We start from the raw sequence: 25,966 nt of genomic DNA, 5'->3' as shown, positions 1-25,966 counted from the left end.
TATGGCACAGAGATTCATTCTTAACGAAGTTTCATACTTCGGTGCGGGATGCCGCAAGGAACTCCCGGAAGTACTTAACCGCATGGGACTGAAAAAAGCCCTTGTTTGTTCTGACAAAGGACTTATCAAGGTTGGCACAACAGCGAAGGTGACAGAGGTGCTTGATGATGTGAATTTCCCTTATGAGATTTACTCTGAAATCAAGCCTAACCCTACTGTTACAAACGTAAAGCAGGGTGTTGAGGCATTCAAGGCTTCCGGGGCGGACTGTATAATCGCTATTGGTGGCGGTTCTTCCATGGACACAGCTAAAGGTATCGGCATTGTTGCCAACAACCCGGAGTTCTCAGATATCGTAAGCCTCGAAGGCTGCGCTCCAACCAAGAAGAAGAGCGTGCCTATCATCGCACTCCCTACCACTGCAGGTACAGGCGCGGAGGTGACAATCAACTATGTCATCATTGATGAGGAGCGTCAGGCAAAAATGGTATGCGTAGACCCTAACGATATCCCTGCCGTGGCTATCGTTGACCCGGAACTGATGTATTCTCTTCCAAAGGGACTTACAGCAGCAACAGGTATGGACGCTCTCACACACGCTATTGAAGGCTATATCACAAAGGGAGCATGGGTAATGTCCGACATGTATGAGCTTCAGGCTATCAAGATGATTGCTGAAAACCTTCCTATTGCTGTCGATGAGCCAACAAATCCTGTCGGACGTGAGGGAATGGCACTCGCACAGTACATTGCAGCACAGGCATTCTCTAATGTTGGTCTCGGACTTGTCCATGGCATGGCTCACCCAATGGGTTCACTCCACGACATACCTCATGGTGTTGCCAATGCGCTTCTCCTTCCTACAATCATGGAGTTCAACATGCCTGAGTGCATTGAGAAGTTCGGTATCATAGCAAAGACAATGGGCGTAAATACAGACGGAATGACACCTGAAGAGGCAGCTAAGGCTGCCGTGGACGCTGTCAAGGCTCTTTCTATCCGTGTAGGAATTCCTCAGACTCTCACAGAACTCGGAATCAAGGAGGAAGACATTCCTGCACTTGCAGCACAGGCAATCACTGATGTCTGCACTCCGGGCAACCCACGCGATGTGACAGAAGCTGAGATTATCGAGCTTTACAAGAAGGTTCTGTAATCTTTTGAAACATAAAAACATGACAAAAATGGGTTCCGTAAGCTGCACAAACGCTTGCTTGCGGAACCCATTTCCCTTTGCACCTAACAGCCTCCACCTAACAGCCATTCCATGAAACGCCTGCTTTGTGCTGCATTTATTATGCTGGCATACACAATCATACATGCTGAAAATGAAAGTGTCTCTATCCATACTTTCGGTGATTCTGACGGTTTCCGCCACAATAAGGTCACAGGCATCTGCCAAGACCAAAGGGGATTCGTCTGGATGTCGTCATGGAATGGACTTTACAGGTATGACGGTGCACGGTTTATAGCATTCTGTCCGACACTGTGCGAAAGTTCCACAAATGGCGATGACCGATTTGATGAAGCACGCATTGACGCATTTGGCAATGTATGGTGCCGTTCGTACCACCACCCATACATGTTCGATGTGCGCAAATCCACCTTCATTGATATTGGCAGGGAAATAAAAAAGCGTATTGGAAGCACACCCGAAATCAAACGAATCATCTGCAAAGGGAACGATGTGTGGCTGCAAAGTCAAGACTGCATAGCCATACACTGCACGGCAGGCAACAAGCAAGCGCCCATGATTTTCTCACCCACGTCAAAATGGAGGCTATGTGGCGGGCAAGTGACAAGCATAAAAGTGGACAGCTACGGACATACATGGATAATCAGCGAGCGTGGCATAACAATCACCGACTGCGGCTCTTCACCCGGCAAAAAGAAACTTTTCCATATTCCCGGCAGCTTTATCTCCATGGAAGAAGGACCGAAAGGGAAACATTATATTGTAGCAAAAAACGGAACAGTAAAGACCGTTGACGGCATAAAACGTGGCATCCCTCTCGCTAACTGCACACCACGACTACGCAATGTGACATTACCGGCCGGCCGGTGGACCATACAACGCTCCATATCGCATGACGATGGAGAGATAGCACTTGCAACTTCCTCCGGCATTCTTATTTGCCGTAAAGGCAAATGGACGGTCATCCGCTATGCTTCAGGTGTCGGAAAAACTCTGCGCATCAAGCGTGACAATCATGGCAGATACTGGGTTGTGACCGACAAGCCCGGCATAATACTGGCTGACCCTGCAAAACAAACGGCAAGACACCTGCTGCCTCCGACGAAAGGGGCATACAAGAACAAGCGCGACAGCTGGTTTTTTCACTCCCTTCCTAATGGCAACATCGTGCTGATGGCACAGAACGACGGGCTGTGCATGTATGACAATGCCACCCAACAACTTGAAAGAATAACAAGAACCGACGGCAAACTCTACCAACCGCAAGTAGGACGCTCGTTCATTGATTCGGAAAACAACCTCTGGCTGTTCAACGAACCAAACGACATCGAACGATTATCGTCCTGCAATCAGACCATAAACCACCGTGCAGACGGCTCTGCCACACGCTTCCTTTACCGTGACAACCGTCAGCGTATATGGCGCAGCACTGACAATGACAGGCTCATGATATACGACATTCATGGCAAATTGTCCGGCTATGTTTCCACAAACGGCAGCATAAGCAGAACCCTTGCGTCTTTCCCTACCGTCTATTCCATGGCAGAAACAAAGAACGGTTTCGTATGGATAGGCACCAAAAACAAAGGGCTTTACTGTTTTATGCCAAAGGACAATGGCGGTTTTGATGTCCGGCACTACCATTCTGAAGGTGGCAAACATTCTTATTTGCCCGCCGATGACATCTTCTCACTTGCCACCGACCATGAAGGACGACTGTGGGTAGGCACATACAGCCAAGGACTGTTCCTGTTGGAAAATCCGCCAGTACCCTATGCCACGTTCCGCAAAGTGCAGGGCTTCCCGTCCGATTTCCGTTCCAACAACATCAGGGCATTGCTATGCCTGCACAACGGACTTATGGCAGTTGGTACAAGCAACGGTCTTATAACCTTTGCCACAGACCCAAGAAACCCCTCTGTCGTGAAAGCCTTCCACAATCGCAGAGGAAACAACAAGCCTAACAGTCTGTGCAACAATGTAATCATGTCTCTCTTTGAAGACAGCCGGAAACGCCTGTACATCGTCTCGCCAACATCCGGAATATGCCACACCGCCTCTGCAAACCTCCTGAGCGACAGCATTCCTTTCACAACAATCGCCACACGCAACGGAGCTCCTTCCGACATGCCACTGGCAATATCGGAAGACAAGCAAAACCGCCTATGGATAGCGTACACCAACAGCATCTCATGCCTGCAGAAAGACCGCAAGGCTTTTGGCAACCGCCCTTTCCCATGCGACAATGAAAACTCGTTATTGTCCGCATCAAGCATTGTCACGCTTGCCAATGACACAATGATGACCGGTACAAACAACGGCATAGCACTATGGGACATTTCCACTCGTTCGAAGACCGCGATGCCAAGGATTGCCGTGACAGAACTTAGCGTCTGCGGCAGCCCAAGAAACACGGATTTCGATTTCACCGACACACTCAAACTAAGCAGTGCCGAGCGTGACATAACCATGACAATATCTGCGCTCCTGCCGTCAGGCAACAAATACGTGAGATATGCCTCACGGGCAGACATCACATCGCGCTGGACCATACACGGAAACAACGCGCAACTGTCACTGATGAACCTCAATGCAGGGTGGCACAGGTTGCAGATTAAGAGCACAGACAATACAGGCGCTTGGACTGACAATGTCCGCACACTCCATATCCATGTCCAACCAACATTCTGGGAGACACCGTGGGCGACACTGATGTACATCCTGCTTCTGGCGCTGGTAATCGGGACTGCGGCCGGAGTATGGGCATACATCTACCATTTGCGGGTAAAGCTGCGCACACGCATGGAAAACATCAAGATGCGTGTTGACTTTATCAACAACGTCGCACCGGAACTGCAAAAGGCAGAGGACAACATCCTCGAATGCGTAAGGCTGTATGTCAACAGCCGCATTGACGACGAAAAACTGTCTGTGCCGGAAATTGCCGGACATGTCGGTATGAGTGTTGCGGCGTTCCGTGCCCGTTTCAAGCAACTGACAGGGGTAAGTCCTGTGGACTATCTGCGCCATTACAGGATAGAATGCGCAAAAAATCTGCTGCTAACCACCAACATGACTGTGTCGGAAGTGGCATACAGATGCGGATTCTCTGACCCTAAATATTTCAGTCGTGTGTTCAAGGCTGTGGAAGGCGTGTCCCCTTCCGCATTCAAAGATAATACACATTGATTTCGTATTATACATTGATTTCTTGTCATTTCGTTTTTCACATTATAATGCTGAATATTGCAAAAACTACGCATTATTGCCGCAAAAAAGGTGTAAAAAGCGAAAAATGCACCCTGTTTAGCGTTTTTTGCACCATAAAACATACGCATATCATGTAACTTTGCAGCAAGAAAACAACCTAACAAAACAAAAAAAATCACACTATGCTAAAACAAAAAAGATTGGCGGCGGTTGCCGCACTGTTCATGGTGTTTGCTGCACTGAATGCCCAAAGCATTACAATCAAGAAAGCCTATGGCTGGCTGGAAACCGCCATCGCGGAATGGAACGCAGTGGAGGACGCTGCAAGTTATGAGGTGGTTTATTCGGGAGAAGGCATCGAAAATGCCAAGGCTGACAACCCTCTCATACGACAATATGCTGGACATTGGCGTGCTGACATTCCCGGACTGAAGGCTGGAAACTACTCGCTGTTCATCAAAGCCCTTGACAAAGACGGGGCCGTAATGGCTGAAAACAGCAGCGGGCCAATAGAAGTCAAGGCACACACGAGAGAGGGCTGGGCGTTTGCCGGTGGCAACGGGGATGCACGCACCACTTTCTGTCCCGGTGGCTACAACATGGACGGCACACCAAAAGTGGGCGCGAAAATTCTATATGTCACAGCACAGACTGCCAATACTGTGACGACAACCGTAAAGACTGACAGCAAGGGGACAACTAAGACTGTAACAGGAATATGCAACATTCTTGAGGCTGTCGGCAAAGGATATGACCATACGCCGCTCATCATAAGGTGGGTAGGTCAAGTGAAGTCCACTGACATCGCCGGACTGAAAGACGGGAATTTCGTGTCAATCACAGGTTCTAACAGCAACGAGCGCCGCTTCACGGACATAACAATCGAGGGTGTTGGCAATGATGCATCGTTCTATGGCTACGGTGTGACCATGAAGCGCACACGCGGTGTGGAAATCCGAAACCTTGGGATTATGCTTTATGGAGATGACGGAGCGTCCATGGACACTGACAATTCCAACATCTGGATTCACAACTGTGACTTCTTCTATGGTTCTCCGGGGTCTGATGCCGACCAGGTGAAGGGTGATGGTTCCATAGACATGAAGTATAATTCCACAAACATCACAGTAAGCTACTGTCATTTTTGGGACAGCGGCAAAGTGATGGGCTGCGGCGGCTCAAAGGAAACTGTACCCACATACTACCTGACCGTGGCGCACAACTGGTTTGACCACACCGACTCGCGCTGTCCACGACTGCATTATGCCACGGCTCATGTCTACAATAATTATTATGACGGTGTCTCTGTATATGGCTTGGGCAACACAACCGAAACATCGGCATTCGTCGAAGGCAACTATTTCCGCAACTGTCCGCGCCCTATGATGACATCCGGACAAGGCACTGACAAATGGAACGGTGCGCACGGAACATTCTCCGGACAGACAGGCGGCGTGACAAAAGCATACAATAATTATATTACAGGCGCGAAACGCGTTGTTTACCAAAACGAATTTCCAACAGACTACGATGCGTGGCTGGTAAGCGACCGCAAGGAGAAAGTGCCTGAGAGCGAGGCTCCAAAGACGGACATGGCATACCATTACTCAAACTTTGACACAGCGGAAACCATGTACAGCGTCTCCCCTCTGACGCCTGAAGAAGCAATGGCAGACGCCATGGCATACGCAGGCAGATGTGACGGCGGCGACTTGAAATGGACATTTGACAACAGTGTTGACGATGCTAACCATGATGTTAACACAGCACTAAAGGCTGCTATCACCAACTACAAAGACGGAATAATAAGCATTCTCGGCGAAACAGCATCACCGGACACCGGCGAAGGAGGAGAGGATGGCGGTGACAATCCGGACACCCCACCGACTGTTGCAAAGGGCGGCCCTGTCGCTGAACTAATGGCGGAAGGGACGAAAAGCGGATTTGTCATCGTAGGTGACTTGTCAAACAGCAAGGGGTCTGCCACGATTGACGGTGTGACATACAGCAACGCCCTGAAAATGGGCTCTTCTGCAAGCGTGACATTCTCCATATACGAGCCAATGGTCATGACTCTTTACTTTGTCAGTTCCGAGGGAAAGAGCCTGTACCTTGCGCATGGCGATACAAAGAAAAGCATCGGGATTGACGCAACAAACATTGTGACAGAAAGGCTTGAATCCATAGGCGAATACAAATTGACAAAGAAATCAGGCGAATCCTATCTTGTATATATTGCATTATCTCCCATCCATACCACAGCAATAGGCAAACCGTGCAATGGCAGCACAACAGGAGCAGGCATGATGTTCAACATCAATGGGCAGAAAGTCAATGGCGCATGGAATGGTATAATGATTATTGACGGAAAGAAATTTGTTGCAAAATAATAATTGAAAAAACGGCAAACAAAAAATGAGGCTATACAGGCAATTATCAGCCATTATCACTGATATTTCTGTTTGTATAGCTCATTTTTGTTAATATTATCTAACAAAAATGCATTTTATCTCCAAATATTTCCTCATTTCATTTTTTATGTGTATCTTTGCACTCGCTTTTGAAAACAAAGTAGATACGGAGATCCGCTAGCTCAGTTGGTAGAGCACAACACTTTTAATGTTGGGGTCTTGGGTTCGAGCCCCAAGCGGATCACAGAAGGGTCACAATTATGTGGCCCTTTTTTCATGCCTGTAAGTGACTGATGTGCAAGTGTTAGCAATTTTATAAAATCTTGATTTAGAAAGATTTAGCACAAACAATAATTCCTGCCGATAGCCAAAGTTAGCATTTGTTAGTTCGGAATTAGCACATTATCTTTGGTACAAATTTCGTGGATGTACCACAAAAAAGTACCACAAATGTACCAGCTTTTCCATCAAATATCAGCCATTGTCTCCTGCCCCGGTCTTGCCATAGCGACCGGAGCCTGTTCAGAGTGCCAACTCTCTGATATTTGCTATTTTGTGCTAAATGTTTCCAAAAGATTCGGGGCGTGCAACAGCCTCGTTGCCGTATGCGTTGGAATGGTATGTGGTACACGTGTGGTACATTTCCCGGAATTTGTGGTACACGCTTTTTCGTGTACCACATCACGAGAAATTTTAATGTATCATTCTTAAAATCTTTTACTTATGGCAGGAATACCACAGATTAAGATTGTTTTCGACCGCCGCAAGAAGGCATCGGCCGTCAACCCCGGCACCGTTGAGATTGAGGTGTCGTACAACCGTGAGCGCGTCCGTCTCTCCACCGGCGTCGCTGTCCTAAAACAGCAGTGGAGCGGCAAGGAGGTAGTCAACCACCCTCAGGCCGACCATCTGAACGAACAGATACGCCGTGTCTATGACGGTATCCATGAGAAGATGTCGTCCATAGCTTCGACAAAGGGCGAATACGACCTGTCGCTTCTCAAAAAGGTCAAGAAAACAAAGTTGCAGGGTTCGTCGGCAAGTTTCCTCGACTGGCTGGAGGAACGTATCGACATGCGCCCTGTCACGGAGTCAACACGCAAGCAGCACAAGGTCATGCTCAACTGCCTGCGCGACTTCGGGCTGATACGCTTTTTCAGCGACCTCACCCCGAAGAATATCAGACTATGGGACGATTTCATACGCAAGCGTGTGACAGCCCAGGCATCGGTTCATGGCTATCACAAACGCCTCAAGCCCTATATCGTGGAGGCGATACAGTTTGAGAAGCTGGAGTCCAACCCCTACGACGGCATGAGGATTTCCCGAGGAAAGTCGGAGGGTATAAAATTCCTTACCGAAGAGGAACGTGACCGTGTGGAAGCCCTCGAACTCTACGGCATGACGGAGAAAGTGCGCGATATGTTCATTTTCTCGTGCTACACGGGGCTGGCATACTCCGACCTCGTGAAGATAAAGAAGTCGGACGTGTTCAGGCAGGGCGATGACTACTGCATACGCGACAAGCGTATGAAAACCGGTATGCCCTATACGATTGTGCTGTTGCCTAAGGCGATAGCCATACTGAAAAAGTATAATTACGACCTCAATCTGATGAGCAACCAGAAATGCAACGACCAGCTGAAGATAATCGCCAATCTTGCCAAGCTGCACATCAACCTGACAATGCACGTCGGCCGCCACACGTTTGCGACGTGGGCGTTGACAAAGGGCGTGGGCATCGAGACTGTGAGCAAGATGCTCGCCCATTCCAACGTGACAATGACCGAGAAATACGCCCAGGTGCTTCAGACGAGCGTCATACAGGGCTTCGGTAAACTCAAATAATATCTGTCGTAACACAGACACAGCCGTCACTTCTTCCGGGAGGTGGCGGCTTTCTCTTTTGCTGACAGTTCAGAGCGTAGCCGCTCAATCTCCTTTGCCTGTTCATCAATCCGTTTTTCCAGTCGTTCAAGCCGGTTATTCATCGGCCCCATGAAGGCGGTCATGTTCTTTATTATCTCCGCCATGTCAGCAAGGATATACGAGAAGCGGTCAAACTGCGGAGGCTCAGGATCCGACTCCTGCTGCCGTGCAGCTGTCTCCTGTATCATGTTTCCATTCCCGCTCCATATCCATTCAAAACTCAGGAGTGGATATATGCTGCAAAGGCTCTTGACAAAGCGTTCCGACACGTTGGATTTGCCGGTTATCACCTGAGATACGACACTTGGATTGTAGCCCATCTTTTCCGCAATGGCACGGTTGGAGTTGAACAGCCTGTTGTCTTTCAGCCATTCCATCGCCTGTCTCACTCTTTCTCTTATGCTGTCCATAAACTTGCGTTTATATTTTCTAATAAATTTGATTAGGTATTTCCAATAATAACACTTCAAACAATCATTTAGCACGATTAGTTTGTTAGTGTTATTGCAACTACCTAATTTAGATTAATTATTTCTAATCGCAAAGATAATCATTTTTCTAAATATAGCTAATGGTTGCTAACAGAAAAAATGTCAAACAGCTTATAAACGGATACGACTATGAGTGAAGACCGGCGCATAACAATGAGGCTCACGAGGATTGAGAACACCCTTGAAGAGATAAAGCGGAACATCACCGCACCAATGCCTCCTGACAGGAAGATAACCGTGCGTGAGGCAGCCGAGATAATGCACTGTTCAGACCAGCGTGTGCGCGATGCCATACACGACGGATCACTTAAAGCGGAGCGTAACGGACGGCGTTTTTTCCTCTCTCTTTACGATGTGAGGGCGCGAGCCGGATACGCAACACTTGAAAAAAAACGGCAGACCTGATTCATTTAATCTTAAAGGACGAAATTATGACTACACAACAGATCAAGGAGATTGACTCCAAGTGCCTTAACGACTATCTCGCCACATTACCCCATACAGACCACCGTTTTTTCGTGACAGCGGTAGTAAGAGCCTGCGGAGAAGGCATCAAACGCAAGACATTCTACAACTGGAAAGCCGGATGCTGCTGCATACCCTCCTTCTGCAAGAAAGAGATAGAGAGGATTGCCGGATGTGTGGTGTTCCCGAATGAACTCTATGTGACAGACCGCGATGTTGACACTTCATGTGGAAAAGCCTGAGGCTCACGCACCAACTCCCATATATATGTACCCCAAGAATATAAACAGCCGAAATGAACCGTTCATGGATACCCGTAATGCACTATCTCCGCAACGAGGAATGGCTCTACTCCGAGAGCCGGATGGTACATCTCTGGCTGGAGATACTTTTTCGCGTGCTGAGAGCCAAAGGCACATACCCCATAAAAGGCACAACAATAGACATCCTGCCCGGTCAGTTCGTAGCCTCGACACGAAAACTGGCCGCCTCAATCGGAGCGGACAAAGACACAGTAGGAAGATACATGAGGATTTTTGAAGCGCAGAAGTGGATACGGAGACTTGAAATAGGCAACGCGACACTATACACGGTGCTTGTCATGGATCAGATACCCGGCTTTTCAATCATGGCTTCACAGGATACAGCGGCTATCGGGGCTTCTTCAGAAGCTCAATCCCCCACAAATGGGGACACTTCTTCCGACACTGTTGGGGACACCTTTGGGGACATATATTATATAGATAATAATATAAATAAAAATTCTCTCTCCCCCGCGCGTGAAGGAGAAGTTTTTGAAATTTTTTCAAAGGATACGGCTTCGCTCGACGAAATAGCCGGAGCCTTGCACTGCGAAAGGAAAATACTTGAAGATATGCTGCCTGACTTTTTTCAAGAGTGCAGGATCAAGAAAAAGAACCATCTGACCGTGCAAGAGTGCAAGGATCATTTTTTCAACTGGGCCCGCGCCCGATTAGAACGAGAACGGAACAATGGCAAACCCCAAGAAAATAAACCCGGCGGAAGCCGTCAGGGAAATCAGAGAGGCCGCAGAACGCCGGTCAAACCGAACTGTGGACTTATCGAGGATTAGCGAATACAAGACGCTTTTCATGCAGTGTGCGGTTGCCGTCTGCCCGGGCTTCACAGTGAGGGAAGAAATGAAACCGGCATACAACGACATCGTTCACTGGGCGGTGATGGACTATGATGGCAACCTTGACCCGGACAAGGGGCTGCTTATCTGGGGCGACATCGGAACGGGCAAATCCACCATGCTGAAAATCATCAGGGAGTTCTGCTCCCTTGTGAGGCCGCACATCGAGGGCAACCGGTATTATTTCCGGATAGACAACGTGATTGATGTATGCGCCGCTTACGCCGATGAGTCAATATACGGAGGCTACCGGGGTATCAGGCAGTATATCGACAGTCCGAGACAGGCGTTTGACGAACTTGGCAGCGAGACAGTGCCGACAGGAAGGTACGGCAACTTCGAGAATGTTATGCAGTACATCTTCCAGTCACGCTACGACAACCGCTACCACCAGTTTACCCATGCCACCACCAACTTCACGATTGACCAGATACAGGATGTCTATGGCGAGAGGATATACGACCGCTTCAAGGAGATGTTCAATTTCGTCGCCCTGCGAGGAAAGACATTCAGGATAAACACTCAAAAGAACATGGAAAAATGAAAGACAACGTAAAACCCACACCCATAGACTGGGAACAGCGGAAATATGACCTTGCGGTCGCGCTGTATTATCACGACATACGGCTGTCGGATATAGTCACGCCGGAGAACCGTCTTGCACGGTGGCCAGAACATATCAGCGTCTCCGCAGAAATGGCAGTGGAAGCCGCCGAAGTTTTCATAAACGAATACCGCCGGCACGCGGTGATGGAAAGTGGGGAGAAAAGCCATGCGCCCTGATTTTCAAAGGATAGTCCCCGATTTGCTGTATTCGGTGATGGCGGCAAGAAAACTGCTCGGCATAAGTCATACGACGATTTACGAATACATGAGGCAATCGCCCCCGGTACTCCCATACCGCCGCTCGGAAAACGGCTGGCACAGGCTGATACTCGGAAGCGATATAATCTTCCTGCTCGACCACCCGCAGGTCAAGCGGGGAAGAAAACGGAAGAAACGGTAAACGGCACTGTCAGTTCCAGAGATACCACGGTGAGGGGCACGGAGCGGAGAAGGCTTCGGAGAGGTCGATGGCGAGTAGCCATGCCTGGGTGCGTATGCCGTCCATGTCGGAGAGTGTCTGGGCATAGCGGCTCTCTCCGGCACCCGAAATCCGGCACCACTGCCGCGCGAAGATGTCGGGTTGGAAAGCGTCGATGAACGACAGTATGTCGTCCACAAGCGAATCCGGTTTGCTATCGGTCATGTCGGCTGAGAAGCAGAACGGCACTCCGCTCTCGGTATTCCGCCGGAAATCGAAAGAGGTGATGTTGCCGTCTCTCACATTGGCGGTCACGCTCCAGCCGCATTGTGCGGCAACTTGGATTATGGTTTGTAAAATCATGTCAGTACACGTTTATGTCTGCCACGTCCGGCATGGAGGTGGCAGACCGAATTTTTCGGTAATGTCAGCCGTGGAACAACACCACGGCTGACGTGTTCGGTCAATCATAGAGGCGGTTCAAGAAGTCTTGAAGCCTCTCATCGCTTATCTGCCCTATGGGGCATGGGGTGAAATACGGCATTTGTATTACTCGGATAATGCCGAAGCCTTGTTTGCGGTAGTCAAGTTCGACATCGGCAAGTTCGTTGAGCGACACATAGCCGTATTCATCTTCGCCGAGTCCGACCACTATGCAGTAAAGGATTGTATCGTCTCCCTCTTTGCCTCCTTCAAGCACAAACCAACGGATATTTCCGATAGTGAATATCGCCACGCACACTGCGGCTCTCGCCTTGCCGTCCTGCGAGTACAGAGGATAGTCCTTTATGGCTTCCTCAAATTTCGGTGTCAACAGTCTGTTCATAGTCAGTCAAATTCAATTTCATCTTCGTAAAGTTCAATCCTCGCGCCACTGCTTACCTCGATGATGAAGCGGTAGCCGCTCAGTCCTACGATTGTGCCACGGTGGTAGCCTCGCCACGGTGTCAGCAACTCGCACTGGCGTCCGTATTCGGGAAAATCGGTGTCGTTCATACGCTTTTATCTTTTAGTTTTTTATATTCGGGGTCATAGATTTCATGGCCGTTCATCAGTGTGTCGTACATCATCGCCGCTCTCCGGGCTGCCATTTCGTTTCGCTCGTCATAATAACCGGTTCGGTAGTTGACGGCGAGCTGACGGAAATATGCCACGCACACCTTGAAAGCCTGCGACTGCAAATAGCGGTGTATTGTGGCGAGTGCCTTTCCTGTGTTGGTTGCGGATTGCATTTTGCCGTTGACAAAGTTGTCAAACGCCACGACAAATTCCTTGTCGTTCTTGGATATTGCTATTCCGTTATAATTTTCCATATTCTTATGATTTAGATTGTTGCCTGATTGTAGATTGAGGGTTCGGAGGTCACGTTGTAGATGTAGTTGCCACAGCGTACCAAAAGGCAGTTCTCGCCATAATAGAGTTTTTTCATGCCCCTAATGGAGCCGGAGCGGTGGAAATTGGGGAACTGCCCGATATTGAGCCGTCTGCCCTCCGCTACTTTCATTCTTTTTACTCGCATAGTCATTTGATGTTTGAGCGTTTGAGTTAATTTTTTCCCTTTTGTTTGAAGCTCTTTGAGCTTCTCCGGCAGGGCTGGCCGTTTTTCGTGCAGTCCCACAACTGCGGCCAAAAGGGAGGATAAGGCAAGTGTGTAGTCAGCGGCAAGCGAGGGATACCCATTTTTTCGGATTTGAGGGAGAAAAAATGTGGAGGCTCACGAGTGCGGACGCCGACCACAAGCGCAGCGTCACTTGACGTTCCACCCGGACGCAGTAACTTCGCACGCCAAAACGCCTGTCCCTGCCGAGGCTCAAAATCTTCAAGGGAAAGAACCGGCCACCTTTGACCGTTGCCGTTTCAAAGTGCCAGCCTTGAAGCGGCCGAAGTCATCGTTTGCAGACTGGTGTTCCAAAGAGAGGCGACAACGCGAGAGTCGGGCGAAGGCTTGCCCTCGCTTTGCTCTGGCGTTGTCGCCGTTTCCGGCTGAAGCCGGACATCATATCCAATATCAGAATTGCCCGAAGCTGAATCGGTGTGCAGCACGGAATCAGCCGGGCAACCGGTAAACAGCACAAGGCGATGTGCCGTGTCTGTGGATCCGCGGGCCACTGACACGGCTTATCGCCTGAATTATCACATCATCTGGGAGCAAGCGGTGGTGATAAGGTTGTGTGAGGCAATACGCCCGGCGCACTGCCTCACGCTCCTGTCGCCACGGCGTCTTATATTAATTTCCTGACCGCTCCATTATTTTGATGACATTGATTTTTGGAACATGAATAAAAGTTTATCTTTTTCGTTCATGCGGATATTATCAGAATAACCGCCTTTTGTTATTTGATACCCGCATGGCTTAACCATAAAAACACCTAAGCCCTTAGTGTATGAACTTACTTCTGAGGCATAGTCTTTACTTGTATTTAATGGAACTTTCCCTTTAATATGACACCACCCATTATTGCAACTGATGTCCTCAATCTCAGACATCATTTTTTGCAAATCTGTAATAGCTTTGGAACTTGCCTCCTGGGGTATCTGCAACTCAAAACAGAGCATCGGTTCGAGAATGTCCACACCTGACTGTTGCAAAGCCAGCCTGAAGACATAAGGGGTCAGCTGTCTGAAATCAGCAGGTGTACTTACCGGGCTATAATACTCGGCTTGAGTAAAAGTTACTTTCAGATCTGTCACTTCCCATCCATGTAACCCTGATTGGCACGACATACGAATCCCTTCAAAAACGGCATTTTGAAAAGAATGGTTCAGATAACCATAGGAGATGTCACTTTCGATCTGCAACCCTGTTCCTAACGGCAAGGGTTCAAGAGTCAATCCTATTGTGGCCCAATAAGGATTGGGTGGCACTTCGATCTGAATAATCTTATTGACCTTTTTTACAGGTCGTTCTTTGTAGATAGTCTTGATCTCATGAAAATGAACCTTTACGGAAAATCGTTCTTCCAGCAATGTCTGTATGATTTCCTTTTGGGTCAAACCATATAACGAGATTTCCAATTCATCACTATAAGAGTTTATGGAAAAGGACAAAGACGGGTCCTCAATCCACAATGTATTCAGAGCGGATATCACCTTGCTTCTCTCTTCGGGCTTGTCCGGTCGGACGGAGGATTTGAGAGCGGGATGCTGATGGGATAATCCTTGAATCAAACAAGGTTCAGCCCCTAAATAATCTCCGATTCGAAAATCTTCCATATCTTCTACAATCGCGATATCATTGGCACCCACTTCATCAACATTTATCTCTCTGCCCTGATAAATAGTTTTCAGATTTTTAATCTTGATGAATTTTTCCGAATCGTTGATTCTTACAACGTCTCGAAGTCTCAGACTTCCGTCAATTATTTTTAGAAAACTTCTTTTATGTCCTTTGGGGTCATGCTCTATCTTATAGAGATAAGCTGAAAGTCTGTTTGAGACTGATGCCGGAGGAAGTATAAAAGAAGTGATGGCGTCCATCAACTCATTGATACCGATATTGAACATCGCTGATCCATGTAGCACCGGATAGACTTTGGCTTTTGCAACAAGAGCGATTATCGTATTCCAATAATCAGCCGGTGAAATTTCGCTATCCGCCAAATATCGTTCCAATATATCGTCGTCATGGTTGCATACAAATTCTTTGTATTCTTCCTTTATATATGTTTTTGAGCAAACCGGATAAACCAATCCATCGACAACAGTTTGCATAAGCAGGACATCTTGCGACAGATTTGTTTTTATATCCAGATACAAACGCTCCAAATTCACACCGGCACGGTCAATTTTATTGATAAATATAATTGTCGGGATTTGCAGCTTCTGTAAAGTATTGAACAGCAACTTTGTTTGCGCTTGTATGCCTTCCTTTGCGGATAAGATGAGGACTGCTCCATCAAGCATTTTGAATGTCCGCTCCACTTCCGCAATAAAATCCATGTGTCCCGGAGTGTCAATGATATTGCATTTCACACCATTCCAGATAATAGATGTCGTAGAAGCCCGGACAGTAATTCCTCTACGTTTCTCTATATCCATAGAGTCTGTTATGGTGTCACCATTATCCACACGGCCGCACTTTTCCGTTGCTCCACTGGCAAACAGCAGATTCTCGGTTACGGAAGTTTTTCCTGCATCAATGTGAGCAAGAATTCCTAAATTTATAATGTTCATTTGATTAAGCAATAATATACAGCATTAGATGCGTTGTCGGAACGCACCTTTTAATACCTCCTCGTAGCATGAGAGAGCTACAGGATTCCTAACTCGTGTTGGTATGTATATTATTACTGCCGCATGGTGACCACAAAATTAGTTATTTTTTTTCACCCCAACAAATTATAGCCGGAATTATTTCGCAGATAACAGCTAATCATACTAAGACTATAAGCTCCAGGCGTGATGTCGGGGGCTTTGTAGCTTTCCAAAGACGCGGCTTTTGGGAGGGGACGAGCAAAAGCCGCCCCGCGTGGTTGCAGGACGGCTCGGTGGTCGCTGTGACATTCCGGAATTGGAAGCCGATTGTGTTTCAGTCAAACCAATCGGGGTTGCTCTCGCTGAGGATTGCGACAAGTTCGTTGTCCGGCAGCTTCAAATCACTTTCGGAAGTATAAAAGAAGATTTCTTCATCGACACGCTCCGCTTCCTTATCGGCGAAGCCGTCGCATTTGTCGGTGATTGGATAAGGCATAAGTGCGTCAAGCAATTCCAGCCCACCGATGATAAGGCTCTCGCCCTCGTTGCTTGTCACGATACGGCAGGTATAGTCCGTGCCCTTGTAATTGAGTTCGGTTGTCGTCATATCTTTCGGTTTTATGTACCCTGCTCTCCATAAGGATTGCAGGGTGCTGTTTATAATTCAGTCTATATCAATCCCTATAAAATGTTCATCATCAATCAGGGCATAGTAATATCCGTTGGCACAGCCACGATACTCTTTACTGAAGCCTGCGGCAATATCTCCGGCTTTATAGTAGTTATTGTTATCGTCCTTATCCTTGACCTCTATCCATAGGGAACCGTCATAACCACGGAAAGTGAATGTTCCGGAATTAAAGTTGCGCCGTTCTTTGAGAGCCTTTCTGAACTGGTCCACCGCCCAATAGCTATATCTGGAGATAGCGTCAAGGGATATTATCTCTCCGTCGATGCGAGTGCCGGTGGTAAGGTGGTTCTCGTAGCAGTCCTTTGTCGGGTCAGCTTCAAGACACTTGCGAACAAATGCAGACGGGAAAGTTGCACGCGAGGCGTAGCGTTGGAATTTGGCTACTATATTCGTTGTCGGCTTTGTCACTTTTGAGATAGACAGCCAAGATTTGATGTCGTTTGGGGGTATGGGATAGCCTCTCCTGCGAGAGCGTTTAGCAAACTCACATACCTTACTTTCAGTAGAGAGGAACAAGCGTCGGCGTTGAGTGCCAAAGGGAGTGGTGATGTCGAAAGCTCCATGATTGCGATATAGTATCGCTGACACATCTTCGTATTTCATATCCGTGTGATTTGTATAATCGTTTGATTTTTGTGAGATAATGGCTACAAGGTCATCACATGGCAGTCAGTGACCTCGGCAGGTAGTCCGAAAGCAGGGAAATGAGAGAAATATGGGTGGCACTCTCCCTCGACTTCCGAAGCGGTAGTGACGGTCTGCACTTTGTTGTCGGCATACCATTTGTCAATCATCGCAATTTCATCGTCAGTCAACCCTGTGGGGTCTCCGTTGATTAGATAGCATAACGCCCATGTGGGGATAGGCTCGATAAAGAACTCCATGACTGTATGTTTTTAGTTGTGATACCCTAATATTGCCCCGATGTATAGTCTATCGCCCTTTTTCAGTCGGGCGATAATATCCATTAGGTCTGCGGAGCGTTCAGCCGTGCCAGCACCGCCGTAGAACTCGGTCACGAAAAGAGCGTCAACGCCAAGCGGATTGATAATGGCTTTTTTCAGTTGTCCGATTGGTCCGTTCCATTTCATCACGTTTGCAGGGGTAAGCTCTGCAGATATAGCCTTGATGTTGTCGAAATAGGATTTGCGCCATATTGCGAAGCCACCATTGTAGGAAAGGGCGTTTTCATCAGTGGGCGTAAACATAGCTTTCGGCAGGATATGTTCAAGAAGAAAACGGATGTCAAACTTGCGTCCGTCCTCGGAGTTTTCACATACATAGGATATAGAGGCGTTTTCTCCTGCCACTATACGGTCGATGTTCAGATAGTCGTTCTCGGCTATCGGCTCGGTGCTGATTTGATAAATAGTGCTGTGCATAGTCTTTTGATGTTTGAGTGTTTTACTACGGTTTAATTCTTGTGGTCTCGCCAATTTTTGTGTCAGGGTGAACCGGGAACTCCCAGTTTACTTCATCATCAGGTAATGTGGAATGTATGTCACTGCCTATAACCAATCCGCAGTGTTTTTCAACATACTCCCTTGCCTGTGCCGCGTTTTCAGCCTCTATGTCGAAGAAGCCAGTGAATATGTACTCTGTTCTTACTCTGAATTTTGCCATTGTTTTTTGATTTTGAGTTAATTTTTTCCCTTTTGTTTGAAGCTCTTTGAGCTTCTCCGGCAGGGCTGGCCGTTTTTCGTGCAGTCCCACAACTGCGGCCATAAGGGAGGATAAGGCAAGTGTGTAGTCAGTGGCAAGCGAGGGATACCCAAATTGTTTGAGGCACGAGAAGAATTTGCGGAGGCTCACGAGTGCGGACGCCGACCACAAGCGCAGCGTCACTTGACGTTCCTCCAGGACGCAGTAAATTCGCACGCCAAAACGCCTGTCCCTGCCGAGGCTCAAAATCTTCAAGGGAAAGAACCGGCCACCGTTGACCTTTGCCGTTTCAAAGTGTCAGCCTTGAAGCGGCCTCAGTCTTCGTTTGCAGACAGCTGTTCTAAAGACAGGCGGCAGCGCGAGAGTCGAGCGAAGGCTTGCCCTCGCTTTGCTCTGGCGTTGTAGCCGCCTCCGGCTTCTGCCGGACATCATATCCAAAATCAGAACTGCCCGAAGCTGAATCGGTGTGAAACACGGAATCAGTCGGGCAACCGGTAAACACCACAAGGCGATGTGCCGTGCCTTTGGATCCGCGAGCCACTGACACGGCTTATCGCCTAAATTATCACATCATTTGGGAGCAAGCGGTGGTGATAAGGTTGTGAGAGGCAATACGCCCGGCGCACTGCCTCACGCTCCTGTCGCCACGGCTTGCGAATCTACCAGTCTCCACAGACAACTATAAACATAATTTTTCAACTGTAACGAGAATTATTTATAAGCTGCAATAGATCGTATCTCAAATTTTATTGCTAATTTTACTATTGATAGACGTTTAACTCCCTGCATATTGGAGTCAGTTGTAAATAATCAAACATGGCAGTGCATTGATTTGATTATTCCTAAACTGACATTATAGAAATGAATATTCTTATCATAGGTGCGACATCAGGCATAGGATATGAGTTGTGGAAGCATTACTCCACAACGGGTAATATTGTTGCCATTACCGGCAGACGGAATGAAATCCTACAAAAACAAATTCAAGACAATACGGACAATACTGTTGCCTTTCAGTGTGATATTGCAGACTTGTCTTCGTTTGATTTTATGCTGAAAAAATAATGTCGAAATTTGGACATCTGGATATGGCAATAATTTGTGCCGGAGTTGGAGAACTCAATCCAAAATTGGAATTGTCAACTGAACTCGCAACCCTCTCAGTGAATGTGAATGGATGGACTAATGCGATTGACTCAATCTACAAAATTTTTGAGGACCAAAAATCAGGACATCTCGTTACCATAACCTCCGTTGGAGGATTGCAACCGACTCCCATGGCTCCGTCTTACAGTGCATCAAAAGCATTTCAGATAAACTATACAAAATCACTCCAGCAAAAATCAAAGGGAACTACTGTTGTAGTTACTGAGATACGCCCAGGACTTGTCAACACAAGAATGGCAAAGGGAGAAGGTTTGTTTTGGGTTATGCCGCTAGATAAAGTTACCAATAAGATTATTAACGCTATATCCCATAAGAAAACACTCAAAATAGTCACCACTCGATGGCGTATTATTAATTGGGTTCTCAAACATTTTATGTGATAACAGCTCCGTGGACTAAGACAATAAGCTCCCGGCGTGAGTCGGGGGCTTTGTTGTTTTCCAAAGAGGCGGCTTTTGGGAGGGGACGAGCAAAAGCCGCCCCGCGCCTCTCGGCATGGGGTGGCTTGCTCAAACATAGGTGCTTGTCGCTTTATGCAACAGCTTCTTCGCAGTACCTTTCTTCTTCGGTAAGTATCGCCTCGGCTTCTTCTTCCGTTGGTTCGTATTGGATAGCCTCGGTCTCTGCCTCGGAAATGTCGGGAGTGGCTTCTTCCGTGGAGGGTTCAGCTTCCTGCATAGGTTCTTCTTGGGGCGCGTTCTCGGCTTCCGGTGCAACCTCGGTCTCTACCTCGGTGGTGTCGGGAGTGGCTTCTGCCGTAGTGGGTTCTGCCTCCGGCATAGGTTCTTCTTCGGGTGCGTTCTCGGCTTCCGGCTCAGTTGCTTCGGGTTCGGTATCTTTGGCGAGTAGAGCCTTGCGTTCCTCGATACGTTGGTGTCGCTTCTCGTAAATCTCGTTATACTCGGCTTCGATGTTGGCGAGTTCTTCCGGCATGTGCTTCTTGGCGAAAGAAAGCAGGAGGTCGGCAATGGCGTTGTCACGATACGCACCCTTGAAATTGTCAATTAGAAAATCCCTGCGGATTATCGCCTTTGTCTTGGCGTTGAGATTGGCGATGATTGTCATTTTCTCGCTGTCGTTGAGAACATATTGAGACTTGCGGTCGGTCAGTCCGACGGCTTCGTAATGCTCTTTGCGGAGCGATGAGAGCAGGAAGAAATATATCATCTTGTCCTCGTCCTGCGAGAATTTAGTTTCGGTGATGTCGGCTTCGAGGATTTTCTTCTTCGTGTCCTCGATTGTACGCTCCACGGCTATCTCCTTGTTGCGTTTGTCCTTTGCCTCCAACTTGGCGATTTCGGCTTTCGGATTGTTGCAGTCCTCACTCGGCTTGGCCGGGGTAGCCATATATCCGAGCGTCACATCATTTCGCCCGATTGTGATGTATAGTGTGATTTCTCCTGCCTCGGCTTTTGCTGTGAGTTCGGCACACTTTTCCCTATGCGCCTCCACTTTGCCCTCGTATGCCTTTACTGCCTCGGCATATTCTTCCTCGGTGTCGAAGCGGTCGGATTGGGGTGCGATAGGTTCAAAGGGGTAAGGTGTCAGATAGCCACCGAGTTTTTCGATGTCATAGCCCATTTCAGTCAGCAGTGCGTTCACCCTCTCGTTGCGGTCATACTCCGAGTGGCAGAAATTGGCGGTGGGATGTTCGTTCAGCATATCAACCGCCTTGTCGGTGAGATAGCCGATGTGCTTCTCACGAAGACAAGAGGGATTGGAGCAGTTGCCCTCACAGCCGTCCTCGCAGAACAGCAGAAGATTTATGGTGTTGAAAGGGCATGAGGCACACGCCGATTTGTCGAAGCGGTAACGGCTTAGGTCGGTTGTGTAGTTCTTTTCTATGAGCCGAGCCACATTGGAGGCGTTCATACCACGCCAATTATTGCAGGTCACTCCGTCTTTGAGGTGGGAGTTGTAAACATCGGTCTGTATGTCAACTCCGTAACGGCTTATCTCGGTTGCCACTGCCACCGTGATTTCCTCGGTGTCAATCAGCCGTGCGATTTCGGGTATGAGGGTTGTGAGTTTTATTCGGGTGCGGATATAGGTCTCGCTCTTGCCTATCTGCGTGGCGAGTGTGGCATAGTCGTAGCGTCCGCTGTCGATTGCAGCCTTTAACGTCTCGGCTTCTTCCATAGGCGTGATGTCCTGGCGGTGCAGGTTCTCCGCAATAGCATTTTGTTCGGCTTCATCATCGGAAAGGTCGGTATAGACTGTTGCCTTGATGTCCTCTTTCCCTGCGATGAGGGAGGCGCGGTATCTTCGCTCGCCATACACGATTTCGTAGCGGTCAGTGCCGGCGATTGGTCGTACACCTATCGCGTGGAGAATACCTTGACGGCTGATAGAGTCAGCGAGTTCGGTGAGGCTCTGCTCGTCGAAATTCTTACGGGGGTTGTAGTTGCTCGGCTGAATGAGAGCGAGGGAGATTGTGGCTTCCTGTACGTTTGCGGTGTTGGTCTGAATTGCTGTTGCTTCCATAATTTGAGGGTTTTAGATGTTTGAGTTTTTTTGTTTTTTTCCCTTTTGTTTGAAGCCTTGTGGCTTCTCGCGTCCGGGGGATTTTTTCGATACAATCAAGACGGAGGGCACAGGGGGCGCAAGGCAAGTGTGGCAAGTGAAAAAATACGGAATACCCGATTTGGCACAAATCGTGGAAGGCTGCCGGATTTTTTCATGCAGCCAAGCCGGAGGCGGTCGCTTGCCGGCGTCACCGCCCGCCGTTACTTCGTAGCGAAAAACCAACGGACGCAGAAGCCGCAAGTAATCAAAGATAAGTTGCCGCCTCCAGTACCTTTTTATTCATAAATCATCATCTGTCAGGATATAACGGCGATTTTTATGCGTGCTAACCACCCTAATGTCAAATATTCTTATTAACTTTGCAACAGGCTCTTATGCCGATTCGATAGCAATGCCTCCCGACCGAGCAAAAATAATTGGACTCTCCCGTCATCGCCTCTCCACCGATGGCGATGGTGTGACAACGCTTGTCGCTTTCCACTGCTGTCCGCTCCGCTGCCGCTACTGCCTCAATCCGCAATCGCTCGGCTACAGTAACCGTTTCAAGGAATACACTCCGCAGTCACTTTATGATGAGATCAGGATTGATGAACTATATTTCATCGCCACCAACGGTGGTGTGACTTTCGGCGGTGGAGAACCTGCATTACGACCTGATTTTATCCGCCGTTTCCGTGAGTTGTGTGGCCCGTCATGGCGGCTGACATTGGAAACGTCCCTTAATGTGCCGCAAGAAAATATTGAGGCTCTACTCACGGTAATAGATTCTTGGATTATCGACATAAAGGATTTGGACGCGGATATTTACCGTCAATACACGGGTAAGGATAATTTGCGTTTGCTTTCTAATTTGCGCTTGATTTCTGAGGCTGGCCGTCAGAAAGACTGCATGATACGACTACCGCTTATACCTGACTACAATACCGATGCCGACCGTGAGGAAAGCCGCAAGGCTCTCTCCGCACTCGGCTACTCCAAATTCGATCTATTCACCTATCAAATCCGTCAGTACATACAATGAAAGTATTTCTAATGAAAATTTCAGCACTTATAATCTTATGCGTAAGCCTACTGCTAACAGGATGTGAAGTGGGATATAAGAATGATGGGACTATCGTAACATTCCACTCATGGAACGAAGGCAGTGGCCATAATGTGAAAAATGTCGATGCAGACCCAAAATCATTTGAGGCTATTGATGATTGCTATGGCCGTGACAAAAATCACGCTTTCTTTCGAGGAAACATAATCACAAATTCCGATGGGCGTACTTTCCGTACATTAAAAAAAGGTTTTGCCGCTGACAAACGTTATGTCTATACCGGTGAAGGTGAAATTATACCCGGTGCCGATCCTAACACATTTAAGGTTCACTCATATGCTCTTGTAGAAGATAAAAATGACTTTTATTGGGAGGGCAAACCTCTAAAAGTAGTTGATAAAGCAACTTTCAAGGTGTTAGGAGACAATGATAATTGGGATACAAAATGGGCTAAAGATAGTAAAATGGGGTATTACTTACCCTCAGCGACATCCGTCAAGTTAGCCGACCCCGAAAGTTTCCATCCTATAAAAGCCGGGATAGCAGGGTCCGGTAGCTATTCAGCCGATGCCAAACAAGTATATTTCGAGGACAAAGTAGTCTTTGGGGCTGATCCCGGTTCATTTACAGAAGTGGACTACTATGTAGGGCAGGATAAAAACCGGGTATATAATGAACATATCCCTACCAAAGTTAAGGATTACAAGAAACTTGAAAAAGTTGGACAAATGATGTATTCTGATGGATATACAATTTACGATTCTGATTTTGAAATTTTACCAGATGCTGATGCGTCAACATTTAAGCATATTGCTCATATCTGGTATCGCGACAAAAAACACGTTTGGCATGGCACGAGACAACTTAAGGATGTTGATGTTGAGAGTTTCACACCATTGCGCATAGTTAATAGTGGCAGTGATTTCAATTATGGTAAGGACAAATCCCATGTTTTTTTCACGGATTCTATTATTGAAGGAGCTGATGTGGAAACTTTTGAAAAAAGAGACATTGGCGGTTCTTGGTGTGTTTTTGACCGCAACAGGATATATTCCGGAGATTCAGTTCGTTGGCAGAATTATATGAAAACAGAATACAAAAAAAAATAAACATATGGCACGAGGAAAACAGACCTGCAAGATTTTGAAAGAGATTCGGCGGCAGATAGCCGAAGCGAACGATATTGAGTATGTGACGTCGGAATGTCGTTACAAAGGTGACTGCCTCGGCACATGCCCCAAGTGCGAGGCTGAAGTGCAGTATCTGGAACAGCAACTCCACAAGCGTCAACTTGCCGGGAAGTTGATTAATCTTGCCGGAATATCGGCAGGAGCTATAGCCATGCTCGCCCCATTCACTGTGCAATCCCAGACGCCAGACCCTCCTTTTACAAAGGGATATGTGGCAACTCAAACAATGACTGACACTATTGTAGCCAAAGGTGTTGTTCTTGATGGAGATACCTTACAAAACGGCGCCATATCAAGAGAGCCTATGATTGGTGCAACAATTATAAACCCACGAACAGGAATTGGTGCCTATACGGATATTGATGGCAATTTCCGTATAGAGGTTTGTAAGGGTGACTCTTTGGAAATATCGTATGTAGGGTATAAAAAACAAAGAGTAATAGTTATGGATAGCAACCCATTAGAAATAACATTAAATAGTGACGAATCACAACTTACGGGAGAAGTGGTTGTGATTGGTGCCGTTGCCGCTCCGGTTGACCGGGAGAATATGCTTGATTTGCAGATTATTGACGAAAATAAAAAGCCAATAAGTTACATGGACATCACAGTAGAACGTGTTTACCTCGATGAAGATGGCGATGGATGTGAGGACTATATTGATTGTTATGAGATTGAAGATAAAAACGTAATTCGCATATATTGGAATGAGGTTACGGAGCTGCAAGACAAAAATGGAGAACCATTAAAAGAAGCCACTCTACGGATTACAGCCGAAGGTTATGAAAAGCCCAAAATAGTCAAGGTCAAATATCCCAAACGCTATGCTCGGAAAACCATCAAATTCAAACGCGAAAAGTAAGACCGATATGCCTATACCCATATTCAAACAAGAAATAGTTGTCAATAAAAATATCCATGAGATTATTGATTTCATGGATAAAGTGACTTTTCGTCCTACATCAGCAGTGATAACACGGCACAGTTTTGTAAAGGGCTTTGAGTATAGAGGTTCGGTTTGGACCAATGGCTTTTGTGTTATCCGCAATTCGGACTTACAATCATCTCCTGCACCTATGGCAAAAACCTCAATATCTCCTGTAAATGAAAGTAGTTGCGAGGTACATCTTGAAATTGGGCCAAGCATACTCACAGTCATCTTTATGAGCCTGTTTGCAATAGGAATATTAGCCATTGGAGCCACTGCCTTTTACGAGATTATAGCACACGGGTTGGTCGGAGATACAATGCTGATTGTGACAGTTTTCATATTGTTTGCAAGTGTGTTTTTCCTATTTATTCGTTTTGGCTTCTACTCCAGATATAAGAAACTGAAAAGCCAAATGGTCAAATTATTATCTTAAATACCTTAAGACAATGAAAACTGACGGATATATTTTCAAAGATAGTTGGCTGGCATATATTTTCTATGGCATATTACTATGCCCTTTTATATGTCTATGGATCAGTCTTGACACATTTCCATTTGGAGATAAGGGAGCTGTTGGATTGTTTATTTTCATAATGGTTTTCATCATGATTTTGGCCTTCCCGATATGGGGCATTGTTAAACATCCGAATCGACTGATAATTGGCAACGATGGAATACATTA

Annotated in this window: 27 protein-coding genes, 1 tRNA gene and 1 pseudogene; 15 read left to right on the top strand and 14 right to left on the bottom strand. The window is 47.3% G+C overall.

Going from position 1 to position 25,966, the window contains the following annotated elements; genetic code table 11:
• The first annotated feature begins 1 nt into the window (after position 1).
• The 5 genes from fucO to HPS57_RS03360 all read left to right on the top strand — a co-directional run bounded on the left by fucO (position 2) and on the right by HPS57_RS03360 (position 8,664).
• A complete protein-coding gene (fucO, locus tag HPS57_RS03380) occupies positions 2-1,156 on the top strand; it encodes a lactaldehyde reductase (RefSeq protein ID WP_172180144.1) in 1,155 nt (384 codons plus the stop codon).
• Between the two features lie 111 nt (positions 1,157-1,267).
• Positions 1,268-4,384: an AraC family transcriptional regulator gene (locus HPS57_RS03375; RefSeq protein ID WP_172180142.1), complete on the top strand. Its 3,117-nt coding sequence runs from the start codon at positions 1,268-1,270 to the stop codon at positions 4,382-4,384.
• A 203-nt stretch (positions 4,385-4,587) separates the two neighbouring features.
• On the top strand, positions 4,588-6,795 hold the full coding sequence (locus HPS57_RS03370; RefSeq protein WP_172180140.1) for a pectate lyase family protein: 2,208 nt from the start codon (positions 4,588-4,590) through the stop codon (positions 6,793-6,795).
• Between the two features lie 192 nt (positions 6,796-6,987).
• A tRNA-Lys gene (locus tag HPS57_RS03365) sits at positions 6,988-7,060 on the top strand.
• A gap of 479 nt (positions 7,061-7,539) precedes the next feature.
• The gene (locus tag HPS57_RS03360; protein WP_123397146.1) at positions 7,540-8,664 is read left to right on the top strand and encodes a site-specific integrase; all 1,125 of its coding nucleotides are present in this window, start codon (positions 7,540-7,542) and stop codon (positions 8,662-8,664) included.
• Positions 8,665-8,690: 26 nt separating this feature from the next.
• On the opposite strand, the gene HPS57_RS03355 is transcribed toward HPS57_RS03360, so the two are convergent.
• Entirely contained in the window at positions 8,691-9,155 is a 465-nt protein-coding gene (locus HPS57_RS03355) for a hypothetical protein (protein WP_135471738.1), read from the bottom strand.
• Between the two features lie 210 nt (positions 9,156-9,365).
• Between HPS57_RS03355 and HPS57_RS03350 the strand changes: the two genes are divergently transcribed.
• Genes HPS57_RS03350 through HPS57_RS03330 form a run of 5 tightly spaced genes read left to right on the top strand, consistent with a single transcriptional unit; the run spans position 9,366 to position 11,640 of the window.
• A complete protein-coding gene (locus HPS57_RS03350) occupies positions 9,366-9,641 on the top strand; it encodes an excisionase family DNA-binding protein (protein WP_104404123.1) in 276 nt (91 codons plus the stop codon).
• A 26-nt stretch (positions 9,642-9,667) separates the two neighbouring features.
• Positions 9,668-9,943 carry a hypothetical protein gene (locus tag HPS57_RS03345; RefSeq protein WP_123397144.1) on the top strand — a complete coding sequence of 92 codons (276 nt, stop codon included), beginning with the start codon at positions 9,668-9,670 and terminating at the stop codon, positions 9,941-9,943.
• A gap of 53 nt (positions 9,944-9,996) precedes the next feature.
• A complete protein-coding gene (locus tag HPS57_RS03340) occupies positions 9,997-10,794 on the top strand; it encodes a DUF7833 domain-containing protein (RefSeq protein WP_123397143.1) in 798 nt (265 codons plus the stop codon).
• On the top strand, positions 10,775-11,401 hold the full coding sequence (locus HPS57_RS03335; protein ID WP_172180138.1) for a P-loop NTPase family protein: 627 nt from the start codon (positions 10,775-10,777) through the stop codon (positions 11,399-11,401). Before HPS57_RS03340 ends, HPS57_RS03335 begins: the two co-directional genes overlap by 20 nt.
• A complete protein-coding gene (locus HPS57_RS03330) occupies positions 11,398-11,640 on the top strand; it encodes a hypothetical protein (RefSeq protein WP_123397141.1) in 243 nt (80 codons plus the stop codon). Before HPS57_RS03335 ends, HPS57_RS03330 begins: the two co-directional genes overlap by 4 nt.
• 232 nt (positions 11,641-11,872) lie before the next feature.
• Here HPS57_RS03330 and HPS57_RS03325 read toward each other — a convergent pair whose 3' ends face one another.
• From HPS57_RS03325 to HPS57_RS03270, 12 genes are all read right to left on the bottom strand, one after another.
• Positions 11,873-12,244, bottom strand: a complete 372-nt coding sequence (locus HPS57_RS03325) for a hypothetical protein (RefSeq protein WP_123397140.1) — start codon at positions 12,242-12,244, stop codon at positions 11,873-11,875.
• A gap of 100 nt (positions 12,245-12,344) precedes the next feature.
• The gene (locus tag HPS57_RS03320) at positions 12,345-12,707 is read right to left on the bottom strand and encodes a hypothetical protein (protein WP_123397139.1); all 363 of its coding nucleotides are present in this window, start codon (positions 12,705-12,707) and stop codon (positions 12,345-12,347) included.
• 2 nt (positions 12,708-12,709) lie between these two features.
• Complete coding sequence (locus HPS57_RS03315) at positions 12,710-12,877, bottom strand: glyoxalase (RefSeq protein WP_123397138.1); 168 nt, start codon at positions 12,875-12,877, stop codon at positions 12,710-12,712.
• A complete protein-coding gene (locus HPS57_RS03310; RefSeq protein ID WP_123397137.1) occupies positions 12,874-13,194 on the bottom strand; it encodes a sulfide:quinone reductase in 321 nt (106 codons plus the stop codon). Before HPS57_RS03310 ends, HPS57_RS03315 begins: the two co-directional genes overlap by 4 nt.
• Positions 13,195-13,205: 11 nt before the next feature.
• Positions 13,206-13,400 (bottom strand): hypothetical protein, encoded by a 195-nt coding sequence (locus HPS57_RS03305; protein ID WP_104404126.1) that lies wholly within the window; start codon positions 13,398-13,400, stop codon positions 13,206-13,208.
• A 728-nt stretch (positions 13,401-14,128) separates the two neighbouring features.
• Positions 14,129-16,054 carry a tetracycline resistance ribosomal protection protein Tet(Q) gene (tet(Q), locus tag HPS57_RS03300; RefSeq protein ID WP_123397136.1) on the bottom strand — a complete coding sequence of 642 codons (1,926 nt, stop codon included), beginning with the start codon at positions 16,052-16,054 and terminating at the stop codon, positions 14,129-14,131.
• A gap of 355 nt (positions 16,055-16,409) precedes the next feature.
• Positions 16,410-16,682, bottom strand: a complete 273-nt coding sequence (locus HPS57_RS03295; RefSeq protein WP_123397135.1) for a hypothetical protein — start codon at positions 16,680-16,682, stop codon at positions 16,410-16,412.
• Positions 16,683-16,739: 57 nt separating this feature from the next.
• Positions 16,740-17,369, bottom strand: coding sequence for a hypothetical protein (locus tag HPS57_RS03290; protein WP_123397134.1), 630 nt, complete (start codon positions 17,367-17,369; stop codon positions 16,740-16,742).
• 44 nt (positions 17,370-17,413) lie between these two features.
• Complete coding sequence (locus tag HPS57_RS03285; protein ID WP_123397133.1) at positions 17,414-17,650, bottom strand: DUF6926 domain-containing protein; 237 nt, start codon at positions 17,648-17,650, stop codon at positions 17,414-17,416.
• A 12-nt stretch (positions 17,651-17,662) separates the two neighbouring features.
• Positions 17,663-18,148, bottom strand: a complete 486-nt coding sequence (locus HPS57_RS03280) for a hypothetical protein (RefSeq protein ID WP_123397132.1) — start codon at positions 18,146-18,148, stop codon at positions 17,663-17,665.
• A gap of 25 nt (positions 18,149-18,173) precedes the next feature.
• Complete coding sequence (locus HPS57_RS03275; protein ID WP_123397215.1) at positions 18,174-18,389, bottom strand: hypothetical protein; 216 nt, start codon at positions 18,387-18,389, stop codon at positions 18,174-18,176.
• 379 nt (positions 18,390-18,768) lie between these two features.
• Positions 18,769-18,969 (bottom strand): hypothetical protein, encoded by a 201-nt coding sequence (locus HPS57_RS03270; protein WP_172180136.1) that lies wholly within the window; start codon positions 18,967-18,969, stop codon positions 18,769-18,771.
• Positions 18,970-19,289: 320 nt separating this feature from the next.
• Between HPS57_RS03270 and HPS57_RS03260 the strand changes: the two are divergent.
• A pseudogene (locus HPS57_RS03260) lies at positions 19,290-19,975 on the top strand (SDR family NAD(P)-dependent oxidoreductase).
• Positions 19,976-20,126: 151 nt separating this feature from the next.
• Here the strand turns inward: HPS57_RS03260 and HPS57_RS03255 are convergent.
• Positions 20,127-22,079: a ParB/RepB/Spo0J family partition protein gene (locus tag HPS57_RS03255; RefSeq protein ID WP_123398934.1), complete on the bottom strand. Its 1,953-nt coding sequence runs from the start codon at positions 22,077-22,079 to the stop codon at positions 20,127-20,129.
• A 433-nt stretch (positions 22,080-22,512) separates the two neighbouring features.
• Between HPS57_RS03255 and HPS57_RS03250 the strand changes: the two genes are divergently transcribed.
• Genes HPS57_RS03250 through HPS57_RS03235 form a run of 4 tightly spaced genes read left to right on the top strand, consistent with a single transcriptional unit; the run spans position 22,513 to position 25,717 of the window.
• Positions 22,513-23,142: a radical SAM protein gene (locus tag HPS57_RS03250; RefSeq protein ID WP_172180628.1), complete on the top strand. Its 630-nt coding sequence runs from the start codon at positions 22,513-22,515 to the stop codon at positions 23,140-23,142.
• Positions 23,139-24,272: a DKNYY domain-containing protein gene (locus HPS57_RS03245; RefSeq protein ID WP_172180132.1), complete on the top strand. Its 1,134-nt coding sequence runs from the start codon at positions 23,139-23,141 to the stop codon at positions 24,270-24,272. The genes HPS57_RS03250 and HPS57_RS03245 overlap by 4 nt, the downstream gene beginning before the upstream one ends.
• 4 nt (positions 24,273-24,276) lie before the next feature.
• A complete protein-coding gene (locus HPS57_RS03240; protein ID WP_172180130.1) occupies positions 24,277-25,215 on the top strand; it encodes a carboxypeptidase-like regulatory domain-containing protein in 939 nt (312 codons plus the stop codon).
• On the top strand, positions 25,178-25,717 hold the full coding sequence (locus tag HPS57_RS03235; RefSeq protein WP_172180128.1) for a hypothetical protein: 540 nt from the start codon (positions 25,178-25,180) through the stop codon (positions 25,715-25,717). Before HPS57_RS03240 ends, HPS57_RS03235 begins: the two co-directional genes overlap by 38 nt.
• Positions 25,718-25,966 lie beyond the last annotated feature (249 nt).

The sequence above is a fragment of the Palleniella intestinalis genome (genome assembly GCF_013166595.1).
Classification (GTDB): domain Bacteria; phylum Bacteroidota; class Bacteroidia; order Bacteroidales; family Bacteroidaceae; genus Prevotella; species Prevotella intestinalis.
This window is presented reverse-complemented; position numbering and strand designations above follow the sequence as displayed.